The 19,513-nt window shown below is 67.5% G+C and carries 31 protein-coding genes; 1 reads left to right on the forward strand and 30 read right to left on the reverse strand.

The annotated features are described in order from the left end of the window. Positions 1-50: 50 nt before the first annotated feature. The 4 genes from rpsK to infA form a co-directional block, all read right to left on the reverse strand. Entirely contained in the window at positions 51-449 is a 399-nt protein-coding gene (gene rpsK, locus DEI98_RS00455) for a 30S ribosomal protein S11 (protein ID WP_017885507.1), read from the reverse strand. 9 nt (positions 450-458) lie between these two features. Continuing rightward, entirely contained in the window at positions 459-833 is a 375-nt protein-coding gene (rpsM, locus tag DEI98_RS00460) for a 30S ribosomal protein S13 (protein ID WP_017885508.1), read from the reverse strand. A 186-nt stretch (positions 834-1,019) separates the two neighbouring features. Then, the gene (gene rpmJ, locus DEI98_RS00465) at positions 1,020-1,136 is read right to left on the reverse strand and encodes a 50S ribosomal protein L36 (protein WP_022903266.1); all 117 of its coding nucleotides are present in this window, start codon (positions 1,134-1,136) and stop codon (positions 1,020-1,022) included. A gap of 70 nt (positions 1,137-1,206) precedes the next feature. Further along, positions 1,207-1,428, reverse strand: a complete 222-nt coding sequence (gene infA, locus DEI98_RS00470) for a translation initiation factor IF-1 (RefSeq protein WP_017885509.1) — start codon at positions 1,426-1,428, stop codon at positions 1,207-1,209. A gap of 294 nt (positions 1,429-1,722) precedes the next feature. Between infA and DEI98_RS00475 the strand changes: the two genes are divergently transcribed. Further along, complete coding sequence (locus tag DEI98_RS00475; protein ID WP_111099569.1) at positions 1,723-3,015, forward strand: LCP family protein; 1,293 nt, start codon at positions 1,723-1,725, stop codon at positions 3,013-3,015. Positions 3,016-3,160: 145 nt separating this feature from the next. On the opposite strand, the gene map is transcribed toward DEI98_RS00475, so the two are convergent. The 26 genes from map to tuf all read right to left on the reverse strand — a co-directional run bounded on the left by map (position 3,161) and on the right by tuf (position 19,483). Beyond that, positions 3,161-3,940: a type I methionyl aminopeptidase gene (gene map / locus DEI98_RS00480; protein ID WP_375334805.1), complete on the reverse strand. Its 780-nt coding sequence runs from the start codon at positions 3,938-3,940 to the stop codon at positions 3,161-3,163. A gap of 59 nt (positions 3,941-3,999) precedes the next feature. Continuing rightward, positions 4,000-4,590, reverse strand: a complete 591-nt coding sequence (locus DEI98_RS00485) for an adenylate kinase (protein ID WP_110863215.1) — start codon at positions 4,588-4,590, stop codon at positions 4,000-4,002. Beyond that, positions 4,587-5,909 carry a preprotein translocase subunit SecY gene (gene secY, locus DEI98_RS00490; protein ID WP_027466722.1) on the reverse strand — a complete coding sequence of 441 codons (1,323 nt, stop codon included), beginning with the start codon at positions 5,907-5,909 and terminating at the stop codon, positions 4,587-4,589. Before secY ends, DEI98_RS00485 begins: the two co-directional genes overlap by 4 nt. A gap of 147 nt (positions 5,910-6,056) precedes the next feature. Continuing rightward, positions 6,057-6,521: a 50S ribosomal protein L15 gene (rplO, locus tag DEI98_RS00495; protein ID WP_027466723.1), complete on the reverse strand. Its 465-nt coding sequence runs from the start codon at positions 6,519-6,521 to the stop codon at positions 6,057-6,059. Next, positions 6,518-6,703, reverse strand: coding sequence for a 50S ribosomal protein L30 (gene rpmD, locus DEI98_RS00500; protein WP_017885515.1), 186 nt, complete (start codon positions 6,701-6,703; stop codon positions 6,518-6,520). The genes rplO and rpmD overlap by 4 nt, the downstream gene beginning before the upstream one ends. Continuing rightward, positions 6,703-7,551: a 30S ribosomal protein S5 gene (gene rpsE / locus DEI98_RS00505; protein ID WP_071406161.1), complete on the reverse strand. Its 849-nt coding sequence runs from the start codon at positions 7,549-7,551 to the stop codon at positions 6,703-6,705. The genes rpmD and rpsE overlap by 1 nt, the downstream gene beginning before the upstream one ends. Next, positions 7,548-7,922, reverse strand: a complete 375-nt coding sequence (gene rplR / locus DEI98_RS00510) for a 50S ribosomal protein L18 (protein WP_027466725.1) — start codon at positions 7,920-7,922, stop codon at positions 7,548-7,550. The genes rpsE and rplR overlap by 4 nt, the downstream gene beginning before the upstream one ends. A 2-nt stretch (positions 7,923-7,924) precedes the next feature. Further along, positions 7,925-8,461: a 50S ribosomal protein L6 gene (gene rplF, locus DEI98_RS00515; protein WP_017885518.1), complete on the reverse strand. Its 537-nt coding sequence runs from the start codon at positions 8,459-8,461 to the stop codon at positions 7,925-7,927. A 6-nt stretch (positions 8,462-8,467) separates the two neighbouring features. Beyond that, complete coding sequence (gene rpsH, locus DEI98_RS00520) at positions 8,468-8,866, reverse strand: 30S ribosomal protein S8 (RefSeq protein ID WP_017885519.1); 399 nt, start codon at positions 8,864-8,866, stop codon at positions 8,468-8,470. A gap of 153 nt (positions 8,867-9,019) precedes the next feature. Next, positions 9,020-9,610, reverse strand: a complete 591-nt coding sequence (gene rplE, locus DEI98_RS00525; RefSeq protein ID WP_042537502.1) for a 50S ribosomal protein L5 — start codon at positions 9,608-9,610, stop codon at positions 9,020-9,022. Beyond that, the gene (gene rplX / locus DEI98_RS00530) at positions 9,610-9,969 is read right to left on the reverse strand and encodes a 50S ribosomal protein L24 (RefSeq protein ID WP_017885522.1); all 360 of its coding nucleotides are present in this window, start codon (positions 9,967-9,969) and stop codon (positions 9,610-9,612) included. The genes rplE and rplX overlap by 1 nt, the downstream gene beginning before the upstream one ends. Before the next feature lie 3 nt (positions 9,970-9,972). After that, entirely contained in the window at positions 9,973-10,341 is a 369-nt protein-coding gene (gene rplN, locus DEI98_RS00535; protein WP_017885523.1) for a 50S ribosomal protein L14, read from the reverse strand. 31 nt (positions 10,342-10,372) lie between these two features. Then, positions 10,373-10,657: a 30S ribosomal protein S17 gene (gene rpsQ / locus DEI98_RS00540; protein WP_017885524.1), complete on the reverse strand. Its 285-nt coding sequence runs from the start codon at positions 10,655-10,657 to the stop codon at positions 10,373-10,375. Beyond that, a complete protein-coding gene (gene rpmC / locus DEI98_RS00545) occupies positions 10,657-10,977 on the reverse strand; it encodes a 50S ribosomal protein L29 (protein ID WP_111099570.1) in 321 nt (106 codons plus the stop codon). Before rpmC ends, rpsQ begins: the two co-directional genes overlap by 1 nt. Beyond that, positions 10,977-11,396, reverse strand: coding sequence for a 50S ribosomal protein L16 (gene rplP, locus DEI98_RS00550; protein WP_017885526.1), 420 nt, complete (start codon positions 11,394-11,396; stop codon positions 10,977-10,979). Before rplP ends, rpmC begins: the two co-directional genes overlap by 1 nt. A 2-nt stretch (positions 11,397-11,398) precedes the next feature. Then, on the reverse strand, positions 11,399-12,211 hold the full coding sequence (rpsC, locus tag DEI98_RS00555; protein WP_017885527.1) for a 30S ribosomal protein S3: 813 nt from the start codon (positions 12,209-12,211) through the stop codon (positions 11,399-11,401). Then, positions 12,211-12,603, reverse strand: a complete 393-nt coding sequence (gene rplV, locus DEI98_RS00560) for a 50S ribosomal protein L22 (protein ID WP_035809257.1) — start codon at positions 12,601-12,603, stop codon at positions 12,211-12,213. The genes rpsC and rplV overlap by 1 nt, the downstream gene beginning before the upstream one ends. A 25-nt stretch (positions 12,604-12,628) precedes the next feature. Continuing rightward, positions 12,629-12,910, reverse strand: a complete 282-nt coding sequence (gene rpsS, locus DEI98_RS00565) for a 30S ribosomal protein S19 (RefSeq protein WP_017885529.1) — start codon at positions 12,908-12,910, stop codon at positions 12,629-12,631. An 11-nt stretch (positions 12,911-12,921) separates the two neighbouring features. Further along, a complete protein-coding gene (rplB, locus tag DEI98_RS00570) occupies positions 12,922-13,761 on the reverse strand; it encodes a 50S ribosomal protein L2 (protein ID WP_027466728.1) in 840 nt (279 codons plus the stop codon). 18 nt (positions 13,762-13,779) lie between these two features. Then, complete coding sequence (gene rplW / locus DEI98_RS00575) at positions 13,780-14,079, reverse strand: 50S ribosomal protein L23 (protein ID WP_027466729.1); 300 nt, start codon at positions 14,077-14,079, stop codon at positions 13,780-13,782. Further along, a complete protein-coding gene (gene rplD, locus DEI98_RS00580; RefSeq protein ID WP_027466730.1) occupies positions 14,076-14,735 on the reverse strand; it encodes a 50S ribosomal protein L4 in 660 nt (219 codons plus the stop codon). Before rplD ends, rplW begins: the two co-directional genes overlap by 4 nt. A gap of 2 nt (positions 14,736-14,737) precedes the next feature. Further along, a complete protein-coding gene (gene rplC, locus DEI98_RS00585; RefSeq protein WP_027466731.1) occupies positions 14,738-15,394 on the reverse strand; it encodes a 50S ribosomal protein L3 in 657 nt (218 codons plus the stop codon). 12 nt (positions 15,395-15,406) lie between these two features. Then, complete coding sequence (gene rpsJ, locus DEI98_RS00590; protein ID WP_017885534.1) at positions 15,407-15,715, reverse strand: 30S ribosomal protein S10; 309 nt, start codon at positions 15,713-15,715, stop codon at positions 15,407-15,409. Positions 15,716-16,236: 521 nt separating this feature from the next. Then, on the reverse strand, positions 16,237-17,064 hold the full coding sequence (locus DEI98_RS00595; RefSeq protein WP_084741336.1) for a DarT ssDNA thymidine ADP-ribosyltransferase family protein: 828 nt from the start codon (positions 17,062-17,064) through the stop codon (positions 16,237-16,239). An 80-nt stretch (positions 17,065-17,144) separates the two neighbouring features. Continuing rightward, positions 17,145-18,122 (reverse strand): DNA topoisomerase IB, encoded by a 978-nt coding sequence (locus DEI98_RS00600; RefSeq protein WP_027466733.1) that lies wholly within the window; start codon positions 18,120-18,122, stop codon positions 17,145-17,147. Between the two features lie 173 nt (positions 18,123-18,295). Further along, on the reverse strand, positions 18,296-19,483 hold the full coding sequence (gene tuf, locus DEI98_RS00605; RefSeq protein ID WP_027466734.1) for an elongation factor Tu: 1,188 nt from the start codon (positions 19,481-19,483) through the stop codon (positions 18,296-18,298). Between the last annotated feature and the right edge of the window lie 30 nt (positions 19,484-19,513).

The raw sequence follows: 19,513 nt of genomic DNA on the forward strand, positions 1-19,513 counted from the left end.
GAACGGATCCGGTCAGGGGACGAGCAGGGCGCGGCCGGTTGCTCCTCGCGTCAGACGCGACGGCGCTTGGGCGGGCGGCACCCGTTGTGCGCCTGCGGCGTGACGTCGTTGATCGAGCCGACCTCGAGGCCAGCGGCCTGGAGGGAGCGGATCGCGGTCTCGCGACCCGAACCCGGGCCCTTCACGAAGACGTCGACCTTCTTCACGCCGTGCTCCTGCGCCTGACGCGCAGCGGACTCGGCAGCGAGCTGCGCCGCGAACGGCGTCGACTTGCGCGAACCCTTGAAGCCCACGGCACCCGAGGACGCCCAGCTGAGGACGGCACCCGACGGGTCGGTGATGCTGACGATCGTGTTGTTGAACGTGCTCTTGATGTGGGCCTGGCCCACAGCGACGTTCTTCTTCTCCTTGCGGCGCGGCTTGCGCGCGGCAGTCTTGGGGGTAGCCATCGGGGTCTCCTATCGAGCCTTCTTCTTGCCTGCCACGGTGCGCTTCGGTCCCTTGCGGGTACGAGCGTTGGTCTTGGTGCGCTGACCGCGCACCGGGAGACCACGACGGTGGCGAAGACCCTCGTAGCTGCCGATCTCGACCTTGCGGCGGATGTCGGCGGCGACCTCACGGCGGAGGTCACCCTCGACCTTGAAGTTGCCCTCGATGAAGTCACGGAGGGCGACGAGCTGGTCGTCGGTCAGGTCCTTGACGCGGATGTCACCGGAGATACCGGTCTCCGTCAGTGCCTGGACGGCGCGGGTACGGCCGACGCCGTAGATGTACGTGAGTGCGATCTCCACGCGCTTCTCGCGCGGGATGTCGACGCCTGCTAGACGTGCCATGTGATGGCTGCTCCTGTTGTCGATGGAGGTGTGGCGCAGTACCGGTGCTCGGGCCTCCGCCCCGAGGTGTCCCCCGATCGTCGTGCGACCGGGTTCTGGTACTGCGTTGTCGATCTTCAGTTGTGGGTCGTGCTCGAGCAGCCTGGTGTCCGATGGACACCGTCGGCGCCGGTCACGCGCCCGGGACTAGCCCTGGCGCTGCTTGTGACGCGGGTTGCTCTTGCAGATCACCATGACGCGGCCCTTGCGGCGAATCACACGGCAGTGTTCGCAGATGGGCTTGACGCTGGGGTTGACCTTCATGGTTCTTTCCTCGTGCTCGCTGGCTTCGTGCTCGGCAGGATTGCCGTGCCGTTCCTTTCCAGCTCGCGGATCACTTGTAGCGGTAGACGATCCGGCCGCGGGTCAGGTCGTACGGGCTCAGCTCCACGATCACGCGGTCCTCGGGGAGGATGCGGATGTAGTGCTGGCGCATCTTCCCGGAGATGTGCGCGAGGACCTTGTGTCCGTTCGTCAGCTCAACGCGGAACATCGCGTTGGGCAGAGCTTCGAGCACCGAGCCTTCGATCTCGATGACGCCGTCTTTCTTGGCCATAGCCTCACTGTCGCTTGGTTGTGGAACAGGTGTGATCCCCGAACCGGTCTGCGGGTCGGTCGCCACACCCGAGAGGGCATGACACACCAAAGATCGATCTTATGTGGTAAACCCGCAATTGCCAAGTGGGGACGCGGAACACCCCACGTCTGGGGCTTCCGGGGCCGTGCCTGAGCGTTGCACAGTGGTTTGACGGCGCGCTCCGGGCGCACACATGCGCGCGAACCGTAGTTTTGCTCCGCAGCCACGTCCGTCGCACCAGCAGATCGCGCCGGACCACCGAACGGAGAACACGTGCCCGACGCCACCCGACGCCCCTTCGCCAGCCACGGCAAGCAGGCCCGTCGCCCGGGTTGGGGCACGCTCGTCACCGTCGTCGCGTCCGCCGTAGCCGTCCTGCTCGTCAGCGGCACGAGTGTCGCCGCCATCGCCGGAGCACAGCTCGCCACCGCGCCGCAGACCGTCGCGCTGAGCACCGACGACCAGAGCACCGCGAAGACCGCGGACATCTCGGCGATCAAGGGCGGGGCGAACATCCTGCTCATCGGGAGCGACACCCGCGTCGGCCAGTTCGACTCGGACGAGGACGTCGAGGGCGCCCGCAACGACGTCACGATGCTCATCCACATCTCGGCGGACCACCAGCAGCTCACCGCGGTCAGCTTCCCCCGTGACCTGATGGTCCCCATCCCGGCGTGCACGAACCCCGCGACCGGCACGACCTACCCGGCGTCCACCTCGGCGATGTTCAACACCGCGCTCGGCAACGGCGGTGTCTCCTGCGTCGTCGACACGGTCGAGAACCTCACCGGCCTGAGCATCCCCTACGCCGGACTCATCACGTTCGACGGCGTGATCGAGATGTCGAATGCCCTCGGCGGCGTGGACGTCTGCGTCGCCGAGCCGATCGACGACACGTTCACCGGCCTGCACCTCACGACGGGCTCGCACTCCCTCGAGGGCTCGGACGCCCTGGCGTTCCTGCGCACGCGCCACGGGGTCGGCGACGGCAGCGACCTCGCCCGCATCAGCTCGCAGCAGGTGTTCCTGTCGGCGCTCCTCCGCAAGGTCACCTCGGACGGCACGCTCTCGAACCCGATCACGCTCTACAAGCTGGCCGGCGCCGCCCTGTCCAACATGACGCTGTCCGACGGCCTGGCCCAGACCGGCACCCTCGTCAAGCTCGCGGCCGCCCTGCGCGGGATGAGCACGGCCAACATGCTCTTCGTGCAGTACCCGGTGGCCGACGACCCCGCCGACAGCGCCCGCGTGATCGTCGACCAGGAGACGGCCCACACCCTGAACGTGGCGCTGCAGAACGACGTCCGGTCCTCGCTGAGCGACTCGAGCACCGGTCGCGCGTCCGAGGAGTCGCCGTCGAGCGGCGGGACGTCGAGCGGCACCGGGTCGTCCGGCTCCTCGGGGTCGTCCGGCACCTCGAGTTCGTCCGGGACCTCGTCCGCCGGCACACCGTCGGCGACGCCGAGCGCGACCGCAACGCGGACGCCGACCGCGTCGGCGACGCCGCTGCCCTCGTCGATCACCGGGCAGAGCGCCTCCGAGGAGACCTGCTCCGTCGGCAACTGACGGGACGCCACGGCGCGTGCGCCCGGCGGTGGTCGGGTGGGTCCACGCGACGTCGTCGACACGGCGGACGCCAGCCGGGCCTCCCGGCCGTCGCATCGTGCGGAGACACCCCGCGTGGGCACCGCGTACGGACTGGAGGCCCGTCCTACGGGATCGGGACGGGCGTCACACCCAGCGGGGCCAGGCCCCGAGCGCCGCCGTCGGCGGCCGTGAGCACCCAGATGCCGGCCGCGTGCACCGCGACGCTGTGCTCCCAGTGCGCGGCGTCCGAGCCGTCGAGCGTCCGGACCGTCCACTCGTCGTCGTCCGTCGAGCTGTCGATGGCGCCGGCCGTGACCATCGGCTCGATGGCGACCACCAGCCCCGGCTTGACGGCAGGTCCGGCGCCACGGACGCGGTAGTTGAAGACCGGCGGTTCCTCGTGCATCGACCGGCCGATGCCGTGGCCGGTGTAGTCCTCGACGATGCCCCACGCGCCGGTCTCGTCGATCGCGTCCTCCACGGCGGAGCCGACCTCGTGCAGGTTCTTCGCGTGGGCGAGCGCGGCGATGCCGTGCCAGAGCGACCGCTCGGTCGTGTCGCAGAGCGTCTGGCGGGCTGCGGTGACCGCTGCGTCGCCACCGGGCACGACGGTCGTGAACGCGCTGTCGCCGTTCCAGCCGTCGACCTCGGCGCCGGCGTCCACCGACACGATGTCGCCGGGCGCGAGCACGCGCTCACCGGGGATCCCGTGCACGATCTCGTCGTTCACCGACACGCACAGCGTGTGGCGGTACCCGGGCACGAGCTGGAAGTTCGGGATTCCACCGCCGTCCCGGATGGTGCGCTCGGCGATCGCATCGAGTTCACCGGTGGTGATCCCCGGACGGATCGCTGCACGGACGGCGTCGAGCGCCTCGGCGGTCAGCAGACCCGGCCGGACCATCGCCCGGAGCTCGTCCGGGGTCTTGTAGATCGAGGGCTTCTTGAACCGCACCACGCTGGTCAGACGGTCGCGGAGAGCCCGCGGCCCGCCAGTGCCGTCTGGATGCGGTCGCCGACCTCGTCGATGGCACCGAGGCCGTCGACGTCGACCACGAGGCCACGCTCGCCGTACGCCGCCACGATGGGCGCCGTCTGCTCGGCGTAGACCTGCTGGCGACGACGGATCGTCTCCTCGTTGTCGTCGCTACGGCCCTGGTCCTCGGCCCGCTTGAGCAGGCGACCGACGAGCTCGTCCTGGTCGGCGACGAGCTGCACGACGGCGTCGATCCCGGTGCCCTGCTCGGCGAGCAGTGCGTCGAGGTACTCGACCTGACCGACCGTGCGCGGGTAGCCGTCCAGCAGGAAGCCGTGCTCGGCATCGGGCTCCTGTAGGCGTGACTTCACGAGCTCGTTCGTCAGGGAGTCCGGCACGTAGTCGCCGGCGTCCATGATCGCCTTCGCCTGCACACCGAGGGGCGTGCCCTCTGCCACGTTCTTGCGGAAGATGTCCCCGGTCGAGATCGCGGGGATCCCGAAGGAGTCGGCGATCCGGCCGGCCTGGGTGCCCTTCCCGGCTCCGGGAGGTCCGACGATGATGAGACGTGCGCTCAACGGAGAAGCCCTTCGTAGTGACGCTGCTGCAGCTGCGAGTCGATCTGCTTCACGGTCTCGAGACCGACACCCACGATGATGAGGATGCTCGCGCCACCGAACGGGAAGTTCTGGTTCGCGCCGAACAGCGCCAGTGCTGCCAGCGGGATGAGCGCGATGAGACCGAGGTAGAGCGAGCCGGGCAGCGTCACCCGGGTGAGGACGTAGTCGAGGTACTCGGCGGTCGGACGACCGGCACGGATGCCGGGGATGAACCCGCCGTACTTCTTCATGTTGTCGGCGACCTCTTCGGGGTTGAAGGTGATCGCCACGTAGAAGTACGTGAACCCGACGATGAGCAGGAAGTACAGGACCATGTAGAACCAGTTGTCACCCGAGGTCAGGTTGTTCTGGATCCAGGTCACCCACGCGGCCGGCTCGGAGCCGTCCGAGGGCTGGTTGAACTGCGCGATCAGGGCCGGCAGGTACAGCAGCGACGAGGCGAAGATGACGGGCACGACGCCGGCCATGTTCACCTTGATCGGGATGTAGGTGTTGTTGCCGCCGTACGTCCGCCGCCCCACCATGCGCTTGGCGTACTGCACGGGGATCCGCCGCTGTGACTGCTCGACGAACACGACGGCCATCATGATCACGAGTCCGACCAGGATCACGAACAGGAAGAGCTCGAACGACTGCGACTGCTCGATCGCCCAGAGCGCCGACGGGAACTGCGCAGCGATCGACGTGAAGATCAGGAGCGACATGCCGTTGCCGATGCCGCGCTCGGTGACGAGCTCGCCCATCCACATGATGAGGCCGGTACCGGCGGTCAGCGTGACGACCATCAGCATGATGGCGTACCAGCTGTCGTTCGAGATGATCGACGTGCAGGACGCGGAGGCGTTGGTGCCGAACAGGGCGCCGGAGCGGGCGACCGTGATCAGCGTCGTGGACTGCAGGACACCGAGCGCGATCGTGAGGTAGCGCGTGTACTGCGTCAGCTTCGCCTGGCCGGACTGGCCCTCCTTGTAGAGGGTGTCGAAGTGCGGGATGACCACACGCAGGAGCTGGACGATGATCGACGACGTGATGTACGGCATGATGCCGAGCGCGAAGACCGAGAGCTTCAGCAGCGCGCCGCCGGAGAAGAGGTTGATGAGGTCGTAGAGACCGCCGGAGGACGACGCGCTGGCGAGACAGCTCTGCACGGCGGCGTAGTCGACGAACGGTGCCGGGATGTACGACCCGAGACGGAACAGCGCGATGATCGCGAGGGTGAAGCCGATCTTCTTGCGAAGATCAGGGGTGCGCATGATGCGCGCGACCGCTCTGAACACGATGACTCCGAACTTGTGGGACCGGGGCCGTCGATCGCGGCCGGACCGGTTTCGGTCGGCAGGGCCGACCTGGCCGACGGATGCCGGCCACTGTCAAGGAAACCGTAACGGCGGCCCGTGCGCAAACGCACGGGCCGCCGACGGGGGTTACTGGGAGACGGTGCCGCCAGCAGCCACGATCTTCTCGGCGGCGGACGCCGAGACCTTGTCGACCGTGACCGTGATCTTCACGGTGATGTCACCCTGACCGAGAACCTTGACCTTCTCGTTCTTGCGGACGGCGCCCTTGGCGACCAGGCCCGCAACGGTGACGTCGCCACCATCGGGGTAGAGCTCCGAGATCTTGTCCAGGTTCACGACCTGGTACTCGACCCGGAACGGGTTCTTGAACCCGCGGAGCTTCGGGGTGCGCATGTGCAGCGGCATCTGCCCACCCTCGAAGCCGACCCGGACCTGGTAGCGGGCCTTCGTGCCCTTGGTACCACGCCCAGCGGTCTTGCCCTTCGAGCCCTCACCGCGACCCACACGGGTGCGGTCCTTCTTGGCGCCCTCTGCGGGACGGAGGTGGTGCAGCTTCAGCACCTGCACGCGCTCGTTCTTCTCGTCGCTCATGCGTCGACCTCCTCGACCTTCACGAGGTGCGCCACCGTCGCGATGTACCCGCGGTTCTGGGAGTTGTCCTCACGCTCGACCGAACGGCCGATGCGCTTGAGGCCCAGGCTGCGCAGGGTGTCGCGCTGGTACTGCTTCTCGCTGATAACGGACTTGATCTGCGTGATCTTCAGCATCGCCATCACGCACCTGCCTTCTCGGTCGCGGCACGCAGGGCTGCGGCCTCGGCCTGGAGCAGACGGGCCGGGACGACCCGCTCGACGTCGAGGCCACGACGGCTCGCGACGGCGCGGGGCTCCTCGAGCTGCTTCAGGGCCTCGACGGTCGCGTGCACGATGTTGATGGTGTTCGACGAGCCGAGCGACTTGCTCAGGACGTCGTGGATGCCGGCGCACTCGAGCACGGCGCGGACCGGACCACCGGCGATGACACCGGTACCGGGGCCGGCCGGACGCAGGAGGACGACGCCAGCGGCGGCTTCACCCTGCACCGGGTGCGGGATCGTGTTGCCGACGCGGGGGACGCGGAAGAAGTTCTTCTTCGCCTCTTCGACACCCTTGGAGATCGCCGTGGGGACCTCCTTGGCCTTGCCGTAGCCGACGCCCACGAGGCCGTTGCCGTCACCGACGACGACGAGCGCCGTGAAGCTGAAGCGACGACCACCCTTGACGACCTTCGAGACGCGGTTGATGGTCACCACGCGCTCAAGGAACTGGCTGTCGCCACCGCGGTTGTTGCGGTCGCGGCCCTGCTGACGGTCACGACCGCCACCACGACGGCCACGGTTGTCAGCGGAGTCGCGGTTGTTCGACGCGGAGCCCGCGGCGGTCTCGACCGGACGCTCGGCGACGGCAGGTGCCTCCGCCTCCTTGCCGGTCTTGGCGCCCTCGGTGGTCGCCTCGGCGGTTGCGTCGGTGGCCGTGGCCTCCGTGCTCGCCTCGGTGGTCTCCGTGGTCTCGACAGCCTCGGTCTCCGTGGCCTCGACGGCCTCGGTCTTGGCGTCTTCGTTGGTGTTCGCGTTGTCGCTCACAGGTTCAGCCCTCCTTCACGGGCACCATCGGCGATCGCGGCGACGCGACCGGCGTACTTGCTGCCACCGCGGTCGAAGACCACGGCCTCGACGCCAGCCGACTTCGCGCGCTCGGCGAGGAGCTCACCGACGCGACGGGCCTTGGCGGTCTTGTCGCCGTCGAACGAGCGGAGGTCTGCCTCCATCGTCGAGGCGCTTGCGAGGGTGTGACCCTTCGAGTCGTCGATGACCTGCACGAACACGTGACGCGACGAGCGGGTGACGGCGAGACGGGGACGAGCCTCGGTGCCGGTGATCTTCTTGCGGAGACGGTTGTGACGACGCGCCTTGGCGGCCGCCTTGCTCTTGCCTCGTGTCTTGAGGAGTCCCATGATCACTTACCTGACTTTCCGGCCTTGCGGCGCACGTTCTCGCCGGCGTAACGGACACCCTTGCCCTTGTAGGGCTCGGGCTTCCGGAGCTTCCGGATGTTCGCGGCGACCTCGCCGACAGCCTGCTTGTCGATACCGGCGACGGTGACCTTGTTGTTGCCCTCCACCGCGAAGCTGATGCCCGCCGGCGGCTCGACCGTGATCGAGTGGGAGTACCCGAGGGCGAACTCGAGGTTCGAGCCCTTGGCCGCGACACGGTAACCCGTACCGACGACCTCGAGGCCCTTGGTGTAGCCCTGGGTCACGCCGATGATGTTGTTGGCGATGAGGGTCCGGGTCAGTCCGTGGAGCGAACGCGACTCGCGCTCGTCGTCCGGACGGGTGACGAGGACCTGGTTCTCCTCGACCTTGGCCTGGATGGGCTCCGCGATGACGAGCGCGAGCTCGCCCTTCGGGCCCTTGACCGCCACGTTCTGACCGTCAACGGAGACGGTGACGCCGGCGGGGATGTCGATGGGGAGACGTCCGATTCGTGACATTGTCGATCACCACACGTAGGCGAGGACTTCCCCACCCACGCCCTTCTGCTCGGCTTCGCGGTCGGTCAGGAGGCCGGAGGAGGTCGAGAGGATCGCCACGCCGAGGCCACCGAGGACCTGGGGGATCTCCGTCGACTTCGCGTAGACCCGGAGGCCCGGCTTCGAGACGCGCTTGATGCCGGCGATCGAACGCTCGCGCTCGGGGCCGTACTTCAGGTCGATGGTGAGGGTCTGCCCGACTCGGGCGTCCTCCACCTTCCACTCGCTGATGTAGCCCTCACGCTTGAGGATGTCGGCGATGTTCTTCTTGAGCTTGGAGCTCGGGAGCGCGACTGCGTCGTGGTGCGCGGAGTTCGCGTTCCGCAATCTGGTCAGCATGTCTGCGACCGGATCGGTCATCGTCATGATGTTCGTCCATTTCTCGCCTGGTTTCGACACCCGTTCCACGAATGCCGACCTGAGCGATCGAGTGATCCCAGGGCGGTTCCCCGAGATCGGTGTGTTCGTGCGTGCGGGCCGGAGGACGTGAATCCTCCGGCCCGCACCGCCCGAAGTAGTTTAGACCGTCTGCTCGTTAGAGCGGAACGGGAAGCCGAGCTGGCGGAGCAGCGCGCGTCCCTCGTCGTCCGTCTTCGCGGTGGTCACGACAGTGATGTCGAAGCCGCGGACACGGTCGATGCGGTCCTGGTCGATCTCGTGGAACACGGACTGCTCCGTGAGACCGAACGTGTAGTTGCCGTTGCCGTCGAACTGCTTGTCGCTGAGACCGCGGAAGTCGCGGATGCGGGGCAGTGCGAGCGTCACCAGGCGGTCCAGGAACTCCCACGCGCGGTCACCGCGGAGGGTGACGTGCGCGCCGATGGCCTGACCCTCGCGCAGCTTGAACTGAGCGATGGACTTGCGGGCGATGTTGACCTGGGGCTTCTGACCCGTGATCGCCGTGAGGTCCTTGATGGCCCCCTCGATGATCTTGGAGTCACGAGCGGCCTCGCCGACACCGGTGTTCACGACGACCTTGACCAGGCCGGGGACCTGGTTGACGTTCGCGTAACCGAACTGCTCGGTGAGGGCCGTCTTGATCTCGGCCAGGTACTTCTGCTTGAGGCGCGGCTGGATCTTGCCAGCGGGCGCAGCAGTCGTGTCAGTCATCAGAGCTTCTCACCAGACTTCTTCGCGTAGCGGACACGGACGGTCTTCTTGACGCCGTCCTTCTCCACCTCTTCGGTGCGGAAGCCGACACGCGTCGGCTTCTTCGTCTTCGGGTCGACGAGTGCGACGTTCGAGACGTGGATCGAGGCTTCGTGCTGCTCGATGCCACCGGTCTTCGAACCACGCTGCGTCTGACCGACGCGGACGTGCTTCGTGACGAAGTTCACGCCCTCGACGACGACGCGGTTCTTGTCCTTGAGGACCTCGATGACCTTGCCCTGCTTGCCACGGTCGCCGCCACGCTCCTGCGTCGCGCCCGTGATGACCTGGACGAGGTCACCCTTCTTGATGTTCGCCATGGCTTACAGCACCTCCGGCGCGAGCGAGATGATCTTCATGAACTTCTTGTCACGGAGCTCGCGACCGACCGGACCGAAGATGCGCGTACCGCGCGGGTCGCCGTCGGCCTTGAGGATCACTGCCGCGTTCTCGTCGAACTTGATGTAGGAGCCGTCCTGACGACGGGTCTCCTTCTTGGTGCGAACGATGACTGCCTTGACGACGTCACCCTTCTTCACGTTGCCGCCGGGGATGGCGTCCTTCACCGTGGCGACGATGACGTCACCGAGACCGGCGTAGCGACGACCCGAGCCACCGAGCACGCGGATGGTCAAGATCTCCTTGGCACCCGTGTTGTCGGCGACCTTCAGGCGGGATTCCTGCTGAATCACTGCTGTCTCCTATTCCGAAGCAGGCCGAGGCCTACTTGGCCTTCTCGAGGATCTCGACCAGGCGCCAGCGCTTGGACGCGCTGAGGGGACGGGTCTCGCTGATCACGACGAGGTCGCCGACACCAGCGGTGCCGAGCTCGTCGTGGGCCTTCACCTTGGACGTGCGACGGATGATCTTGCCGTAGAGCGCGTGCTTCACGCGGTCCTCGACCTCGACCACGATGGTCTTGTCCATCTTGTCGCTCGTCACGTAGCCGCGACGCGTCTTGCGGTAGCCGCGAGTGAGGGCGGCGGAGTTCTTCTCTTCGTTCGCCATTACTTCTCCTCGGCGGTCTCGGCCTCGGTCGACTCGGCCGGCTTGTCAGCCTTCTTCGTCGTCTTATTGGCCTTGGGGGCGGTCTCGACGGGCGCGGGAGTGGCACGGATGCCGAGCTCGCGCTCGCGGAGGACGGTGTAGATGCGGGCGATGTCGCGCTTGACGGCACGGAGACGACCGTGGCTCTCCAGCTGGCCGGTGGCCGACTGGAAGCGGAGGTTGAAGAGTTCCTCCTTGGCCTTCTTCAGCTCGTCAGCGAGACGCTCGTTCTCGAACGTGTCGAGCTCCGTCGGACGGAGCTCCTTGGAACCGATCGCCATTATGCGTCGCCCTCCTCGCGCTTGATGATGCGTGCCTTGAGGGGCAGCTTGTGGATTGCACGAGTCAACGCCTCACGGGCGATCTCCTCGCTGACGCCGGAGAGCTCGAAGAGCACCCGGCCCGGCTTCACGTTCGCGACCCACCACTCGGGCGAACCCTTACCGGAACCCATGCGGGTCTCGGCGGGCTTCTTGGTCAGCGGACGGTCCGGGTAGATGTTGATCCAGACCTTGCCACCACGCTTGATGTGACGCGTCATGGCGATACGAGCGGACTCGATCTGACGGTTGGTCACGTACGCCGGGGTGAGGGCCTGGATGCCGTAGTCGCCGAAGCTGACCTTGGTACCACCGGTGGCCTGACCCGAACGCTTCGGGTGGTGCTGCTTGCGGTGCTTGACTCGACGGGGAATAAGCATGGTTACGCCTCAACTCCTGCGCCGGCCGGCGCGTCCTGCGGGGCCTGCTGCGGACGACGGTCACCGCGGTCGCCGCCACGACGGTCGCCGCCACGGTCGCCACGCTCACCGCGCGGGCCGCCACGACGCTCCGGGCGCGACGAACGCTGGTTCGCCTGCTCGCGAGCGAGCTCCTTGTTCGTGATGTCGCCCTTGTAGATCCAGACCTTCACGCCGATGCGGCCGAACGTGGTCCGGGCCTCGTAGAAGCCGTAGTCGATGTTCGCGCGGAGGGTGTGCAGCGGCACACGGCCTTCGCGGTAGAACTCCGAACGCGACATCTCGGCGCCGCCGAGACGACCCGACACCTGGATGCGGACACCCTTGGCGCCGGCGCGCTGTGCACCCTGCAGGCCCTTGCGCATGGCGCGACGGAACGCGACACGAGCGGAGAGCTGCTCGGCGATGCCCTGCGCGACGAGCTGGGCCTCGGTCTCGGGGTTCTTGACCTCGAGGATGTTCAGCTGGATCTGCTTCTTGGTGAGCTTCTCGAGCTCACCGCGAACGCGCTCCGCCTCGGCGCCGCGGCGGCCGATGACGATGCCCGGACGAGCCGTGTGGATGTCCACGCGGACACGGTCACGGGTGCGCTCGAGCTCGATGCGTGCGACGCCGGCGCGGTCGAGGGTCTTCTTCAGGTACTCGCGCACCTTGATGTCCTCGGCCACGTAGTCGGCGTAACGCTGACCGGCCTTCTTGCTGTCGGTGAACCAGTGCGAGACGTGGTCCGTCGTGATCCCGAGACGGAAGCCGTACGGGTTGACCTTCTGGCCCATTACTTGCTCGCCTTCTTGCTCGTCGCGGCAACCTCGGCCTCGTCGGGCGTCGCGAGGACGACCGTGATGTGGCTGGTGCGCTTGTTGATGCGGAAGGCGCGGCCCTGGGCGCGCGGCTGGAACCGCTTCAGGGTCGTGCCCTCGTCGACGAAGACGCGGCTCACGTAGAGGTCGCGCTCGTCGAGGAAGCTGTTCGTCGAGTCCGCCTTGACCCGTGCGTTCGCGATCGCCGAGGCGACCAGCTTGTACACGGGCTCCGAAGCGCCCTGGGGGGCGAACTTCAGGATGGCGAGGGCCTCGTGGGCCTGCTTGCCGCGGATCAGCTCGATGACGCGACGGGCCTTCTGAGGCGTGACGCGGATGTGTCGCACGCGTGCGATCGACTCCACCATTTCGTTCCTCCTCTGCGTCGCCGCCTCAGCGGCGACGGCCCTTCTTGTCGTCCTTCACGTGACCACGGAAGGTGCGGGTCGGCGCGAACTCGCCGAGCTTGTGACCGACCATCGACTCGGTGACGAACACCGGGATGTGCTTGCGGCCGTCGTGGACGGCGATCGTGTGCCCGAGCATGTTCGGGACGATCATCGACCGACGCGACCACGTACGGATCACGTTCTTGGTGTTGGCCTCGTTCTGCGTGACGACCTTGCGGAGCAGGTGCTCGTCGACGAAGGGGCCCTTCTTCAGACTGCGTGGCATCTTCTGAACTCCTACTTGCGCTTCTTGCCGGCGTTACGGCGACGGACGATGAGCTTGTCGCTCGGCTTGTTCGGCTTGCGCGTACGGCCCTCGGACTGACCCCAGGGGCTGACCGGGTGACGACCACCGGACGTCTTGCCCTCACCACCACCGTGCGGGTGGTCGACCGGGTTCATGGCGACACCACGGACGGTCGGGCGGACGCCCTTCCAGCGCATGCGGCCGGCCTTGCCCCAGTTGATGTTCGACTGCTCGGCGTTGCCGACCTCGCCGATGGTGGCGCGGCAGCGTGCGTCGACGTTGCGGACCTCGCCCGACGGCAGACGGAGCTGCGCGTAGGGGCCGTCCTTGGCGACGAGACGCACCGAGGCGCCGGCGGAGCGAGCCATCTTGGCGCCGCCACCGGGGCGGAGCTCGATGGCGTGCACGACGGTACCCACGGGGATGTTGCGCAGCGGCAGGTTGTTGCCGGGCTTGATGTCGGCGCCGGGGCCCTGCTCGATGACGTCGCCCTGCTTCAGCTTGTTCGGCGCGATGATGTACCGCTTCGTGCCGTCCACGTAGTGCAGGAGCGCGATGCGCGCAGTGCGGTTGGGGTCGTACTCGATGTGCGCGACCTTGGCGTCGACGCCGTCCTTGTCGGAGCGACGGAAGTCGATCACGCGGTACTGGCGCTTGTGGCCACCACCGATGTGACGCGTGGTGATACGGCCGGAGCTGTTGCGACCACCGGTCTTCGGCAGCGGACGAAGCAGTGACTTCTCCGGAGTCGAACGGGTGATCTCAGCGAAGTCGGCGACCGACGAGCCGCGACGACCGGGGGTCGTCGGCTTGTAGTTACGAATAGCCATGATTTATCCCTCTGGTCCTCAGCCGACAGCCGTGAAGATGTCGATCGAACCGGACTTGAGCGTCACGATGGCGCGCTTGGTGTCCTTGCGCTTGCCGAGACCGAACTTGGTGCGACGGGTCTTGCCCGGGCGGTTCAGCGTGTTGATGCTCGCGACCTTGACGTCGAAGATCTTCTCGATGGCGAGCTTGATCTCGGTCTTGTTCGAGCGGGGGTCCACGATGAACGTGTACTTGCCCTGGTCGATGAGCGCGTAGCTCTTCTCCGAGACGACCGGCGAGATGATGACATCGCGCGGGTCCTTGTTGAAGCCGCTCATGCGGTGATCTCCTTCGCGGTCTTCGACGCGATGAAGGCGTCGAGGGCGCTCTTGCTGAAGACGACGGCGTCCGAACGCAGCACGTCGTAGGCGTTGAGCTGGCCGTACGAGAGCGCGTGGACGTTCGACAGGTTGCGGATCGACTTGAGCGTCAGCTCGTCGTCCGTCTCGAGCACGACGAGCACGTTCTTGACGGGCGCGACCTTTTCGAGGAGCGTGCGGGCGGTCTTGGTCGACGGCAGTTCAGCCGCGACGAAGCCCTCCACAGCGGAGATGCGGCCACCGCGGGCGCGGTCCGAGAGCGAGCCGAGCAGAGCAGCGGCGATCATCTTCTTCGGGGTGCGCTGCGAGTAGTCGCGCGGGGTCGGTCCGTGGACGACGCCACCGCCGGTGTGCTCCGGAGCACGGACGGAACCCTGACGGGCGCGGCCGGTGCCCTTCTGCTTGAACGGCTTGCGACCGGCACCGCGGACTTCGCCACGGTTCTTGGTCTTGTGGGTGCCCTGACGCGCGGCTGCGAGCTGCGCGGTGACGACCTGGTGGATCAGCGGGACGTTGGTCTCGACGTCGAAGAGAGCTGCGGGGAGCTCGACGGTGCCGGACTTGGCACCCGATGCGTCGAGGACGTCGATCGTGGTTGCGGTCGTGGTGGCCATGATCACTTACCCTTCACGGCGGTGCGGACGAAGACGGAGCGGCCACGAGCACCGGGGACGGCGCCCTTGACGAGCAGCAGACCCTTCTCGGCGTCGACGGCGTGCACCGTGAGGTTGAGGACGGTCACGCGGTCGCCACCCATACGACCAGCCATGCGCATGCCCTTGAAGACGCGCGACGGGGTCGAGGAAGCACCGATCGAGCCGGGCTTGCGGTGGTTGCGGTGCGCACCGTGCGAGGCGCCGACGCCGTGGAAGCCGTGGCGCTTCATGACACCGGCGAAGCCCTTGCCCTTGGAGGTACCGACGACGTCGACCTTCTGGCCCGCCGTGAACGTGCCGTCCACGGTGAGCTCCTGGCCGAGCGTGTACTCAGCGGAGTCGTTGGTACGGATCTCGGTGAGGGTGCGACGCGGGGTCACGCCAGCGGCCTCGAAGTGGCCAGCGGCCGGCTTGTTGACCTTGCGCGGGTCGATGGCACCGGCGGCGATCTGGATCGCCTCGTAGCCGTCGCGCTCAGCGTTGCGGATCTGGGTGACCACGTTCGGGCCGACCTCGATGACGGTGACGGGGATGAACTTGTTGTTCTCGTCCCACACCTGGGTCATCCCGAGCTTCTTGCCGAGGAGGCCCTTGACGGTCTTGGTTGAGTTCGCCATTGGTCAGCCCCCTTACAGCTTGATCTCGATGTTGACGTCTGCCGGCAGGTCGAGTCGCATGAGCGAGTCCACGGCCTTCGGCGTCGGGTCGACGATGTCGATGACCCGCTTGTGCGTGCGCTTCTCGAAGTGCTCGCGCGAGTCCTTGTACTTGTGAGGGGAACGGATCACTGCGATCACGTTCTTCTCGGTGGGGAGCGGCACCGGGCCGACCACGGTTGCACCGGCACGGGTCACCGTGTCGACGATCTTCCGGGCCGACGTGTCGATGACCTCGTGGTCATACGACTTGAGCCGGATGCGGATCTTCTGTCCCGCCATGTGTCTCTTGTCCTCTCTGCGCCGCGCACCCTCTGGCCGCCTGACGCCGCTCGGTTCCGCATTCCTGCGGACCGTGCTGTTTTCCTGAACCAACCGGCCGCATCCACTGGGGATGACCGCTGTTCACCTGTCAACCTCGCGGGCGACCGTGGCCGTCCAGCGTGGGCAATCGACTGCCTCGTGCTCCGGGCGCAGCAGTGGTACACCGCGTCCGTCACCCTTCGGGGAGTCGTGTTCTGCTGCCTGCGGCCCAACCCAGCCCTGCTGAACAAGGGGGTTGTGCACTGCCAGAGCAGTGATCCTGTGGGCGTACACCCACGGGGAATTCGGAACCGGACAAGTCTCGCATAGCCCCGGCCCACGTGCAACCCGGGCGTGTCGCGAATTACCGGGCGTGTCCCGCGGGCTCGCTTGCCCGGATCCACGCGGATCGGACGGCCTGGAGGCCCGGCTCGGCCCCGCAACGCGACGCACCCTCCGGACGGGGTCCGGAGGGTGCGTCGACACGGGTCAGGAGACCGTCACTCGGCGGTCACCGGGGGCACGAACCACGGCGGGAAGACGGCCACTCGCGGAGCGTGTCCACCGTGGTCGGCGAGCACGGCGCGGACGGTCTGCCGGGCCTTGTCGTTCGGCACGCCGATGACCGCGACCGACGTGAACGGCACACTCGGACCGGCGAGCAGCTCGAGGCCGTGCATCTCCGGGTCCGTGAAGTCGGTGCGACGGATCAGGTTCGTGCCGGCGTCGGGACCGACGGCGAACCGGACGTCGTCGGCGTCGGCGTCCTGGTCGGCGACGATCACCGAGGCACCGAACGCGGAGACCGGCACGACGAGCACGACGTAGTCGATCGCCCGGGTGCGGCGGGCGGCGTCCGACCAGCGCTCGCCCTCGGCGCCCGTACGGAGCTCGTCCCAGCGGGTGGCGTCGGGCGACAGCGTGAACGGCACGTGGCCGGCGATCGAGGAGCCGTCGGGCGCCTCGGCCTCGGCGCGGGCGGCGCGGGTGTCGGCGGAACTTACGTCCACGACCGGCTCGGCCTGGTCGGACGCCAGGATCGCGCCGGCGCCGACGATGCCGTCGAGGTTGTCGATGTGGGTGACGTGGTGGGCGCGGAGCGCTGCGAACTCACGTGCTTCGGGCAGGTCGGCGGACGACGAACGGAGCGACGTCGGCGACCGGAGCGACGTCCCGGGCCCGGAGGCCGGCGGGTCGACGCGCAGGTTGGTGGTGATGCGGGTCCGGCGGGGTGCCGGGGTGGCTGGGATCTCCGACGCCTCGCGCTGCCGGGGTGCGCAGATGTCGCAGAGCTCGGTGGGGAATCCGTGGATGCACTCGTCGGTCACGACTGTTGTGGGTCCTTCCGTGCCGTGTGGGGGTGGTCCGGCACGTCGACCAACGCTACGTCATCCGGACGGCCCCCGGGTCATTGTCGGTAGAGCAGCGCCCGGACCTCGGCCTCGGCGGACGCCAGGCGGTTCGGATCGATGGTCTCCCCGTGGTCGTACGCGTCGAGCAACCGGGGGTCGATGTAGCTCTGTCGGCACACCGTCGGGGTGTTGCCGAGCTCGTCGCTGGCGGCCTTCACCGCGTGTGAGACCGCCTTCTTCCGCTTGGCCTGGGACGACTGCGGTCCGGTCTTCGCCAGGTCGACCGCGGCCGCGACCGTGCCGTGCAGGGTCCGGAAGTCCTTCGCGGTGAACTCGTCGCCCGCACGTTCCTTCACGTAGGCGTTGATGTCCTCGGCGGAGAGCGGCTCCCACTCAGCACCGCGACGCTCGCGGAACGAGAGCAACCGCGCGTTGGGCCCGCGACGCTTCATGCCGGCGATGACCCGCGCGAGGTCGTGGTCGTGGATCGACGACGACCACTCCTGCCCGCTCTTGCCGGGGAAGTCGAGCTCGATGTCGTCGCCCGACACGTGGGCGTGCGCGCACAGCAGCGTGGACAGCCCCCGACTGCCGTGCTCGGTGGCGTACCGCTCGGACCCGACCCGGAGGGACCCCTGATCGAGCATGCGGAACGCTGCGGCCAGCGCACGGCGGCGGTCCGGCTCGGGGCGACGGAGGTCCTGCGTGACACCGCGGCGGGCGACCGGCAACGACTCGGCCAGTGCCAGCGCACGGTCGTACTTGATCCGGTCCATCCGTTCACGCCAGGACGGGTGGTACATGTACTGGCGGCGCCCCGCACCGTCCGTGCCCGTCGCCAGGATGTGGCCGTTCTCGTACGGCGAGATCCAGACGTCGTCCCACGCCGGCGGGATCACGAACTCCTCGAGCCGACGGCGCTCGTCCGGGTCCGTCACGGTGTTGCCGTCGGGGTCGCGGAACGAGAAACCGCGTCCGGAACGGACGCGGTGGTAGCCGCGACCGGAGGTCGCGGATCTGCGGAGGCGTGTCACGACGTCGAGCCAACTCCGTGACGCCTGTGACGGGTCACGGGGCGGCCAGGAGGCCCGTGGCGGGCGCCGCCCCGGGCCTCCTGTCCGGCGTCCTGTACGGCCCGCCAGTGGCCGCGTACGACGAAGCGGGGCCGGGCCCGAAGGCCCGACCCCGCTGTCGCAAGGAACCGGAGTTACTTGATGATCTTCTCGACCGTACCGGCGCCGACCGTACGACCACCCTCACGGATGGCGAAACGGAGGCCCTCTTCCATGGCGATCGGCTGGATCAGCTCGACCGTCATGGCGACGGTGTCACCGGGCATGACCATCTCGGTGCCCTCGGGCAGCGTGATGACGCCGGTGACGTCCGTGGTGCGGAAGTAGAACTGCGGGCGGTAGTTCGCGTAGAACGGGTTGTGACGCCCGCCCTCGTCCTTGGTCAGGATGTACGCGTTCGCCTGGAACTCGGTGTGCGGCGTGACCGAACCGGGCTTCACGACGACCTGGCCGCGCTCCACGTCCTCGCGCTTGAGGCCACGGATGAGCAGACCGGTGTTGTCACCGGCGACCGCCTGGTCGAGCAGCTTGCGGAACATCTCGATGCCCGTGACGGTGGTCTTCTGCGTCGCGCGGATGCCGACGATCTCGACCTCGGCGTTCAGGTTGAGCGTGCCACGCTCGACGCGACCGGTGACGACCGTGCCACGACCAGTGATCGTGAAGACGTCCTCGATCGGCATCAGGAACGGCTGGTCGGTGGCGCGCACCGGGTCCGGCACGTGCTCGTCGACCTGGGCCATGAGGTCCTGGACCGACTTGACCCACTTCTCGTCGCCCTCGAGCGCCTTGAGCGCCGAGACCTGCACGACGGGGGCGTCCTCGTCGAACTGCTGCGAGCCGAGGAGCTCGCGGACCTCGAGCTCGACGAGCTCCAGGATCTCCTCGTCGTCCACCATGTCGGACTTGTTCAGTGCGACGACGATGTAGGGGACGCCGACCTGGCGGGCGAGCAGGACGTGCTCACGCGTCTGGGGCATCGGGCCGTCGGTGGCGGCGACCACGAGGATCGCGCCGTCCATCTGTGCCGCACCCGTGATCATGTTCTTCACGTAGTCGGCGTGACCGGGGGCGTCGACGTGCGCGTAGTGACGCTTCTCGGTCTGGTACTCGACGTGCGAGATGTTGATCGTGATGCCGCGCTGGCGCTCCTCGGGAGCGTTGTCGATCTGCGCGAAGTCGCGGGCCTCGTTGAGGTCCGGGTACTGGTCGTGCAGAACCTTGGTGATCGCCGCCGTGAGCGTGGTCTTGCCGTGGTCGACGTGACCGATGGTTCCGATGTTGACGTGCGGCTTGGTGCGCTCGAACTTGGCCTTGGCCACTGTGGGTCCTCCTCAGGACTCGGAAGCGTC

It is taken from the genome of Curtobacterium sp. MCLR17_034 (assembly GCF_003234485.1).
GTDB classification, from domain to species: Bacteria; Actinomycetota; Actinomycetes; order Actinomycetales; family Microbacteriaceae; genus Curtobacterium; species Curtobacterium flaccumfaciens.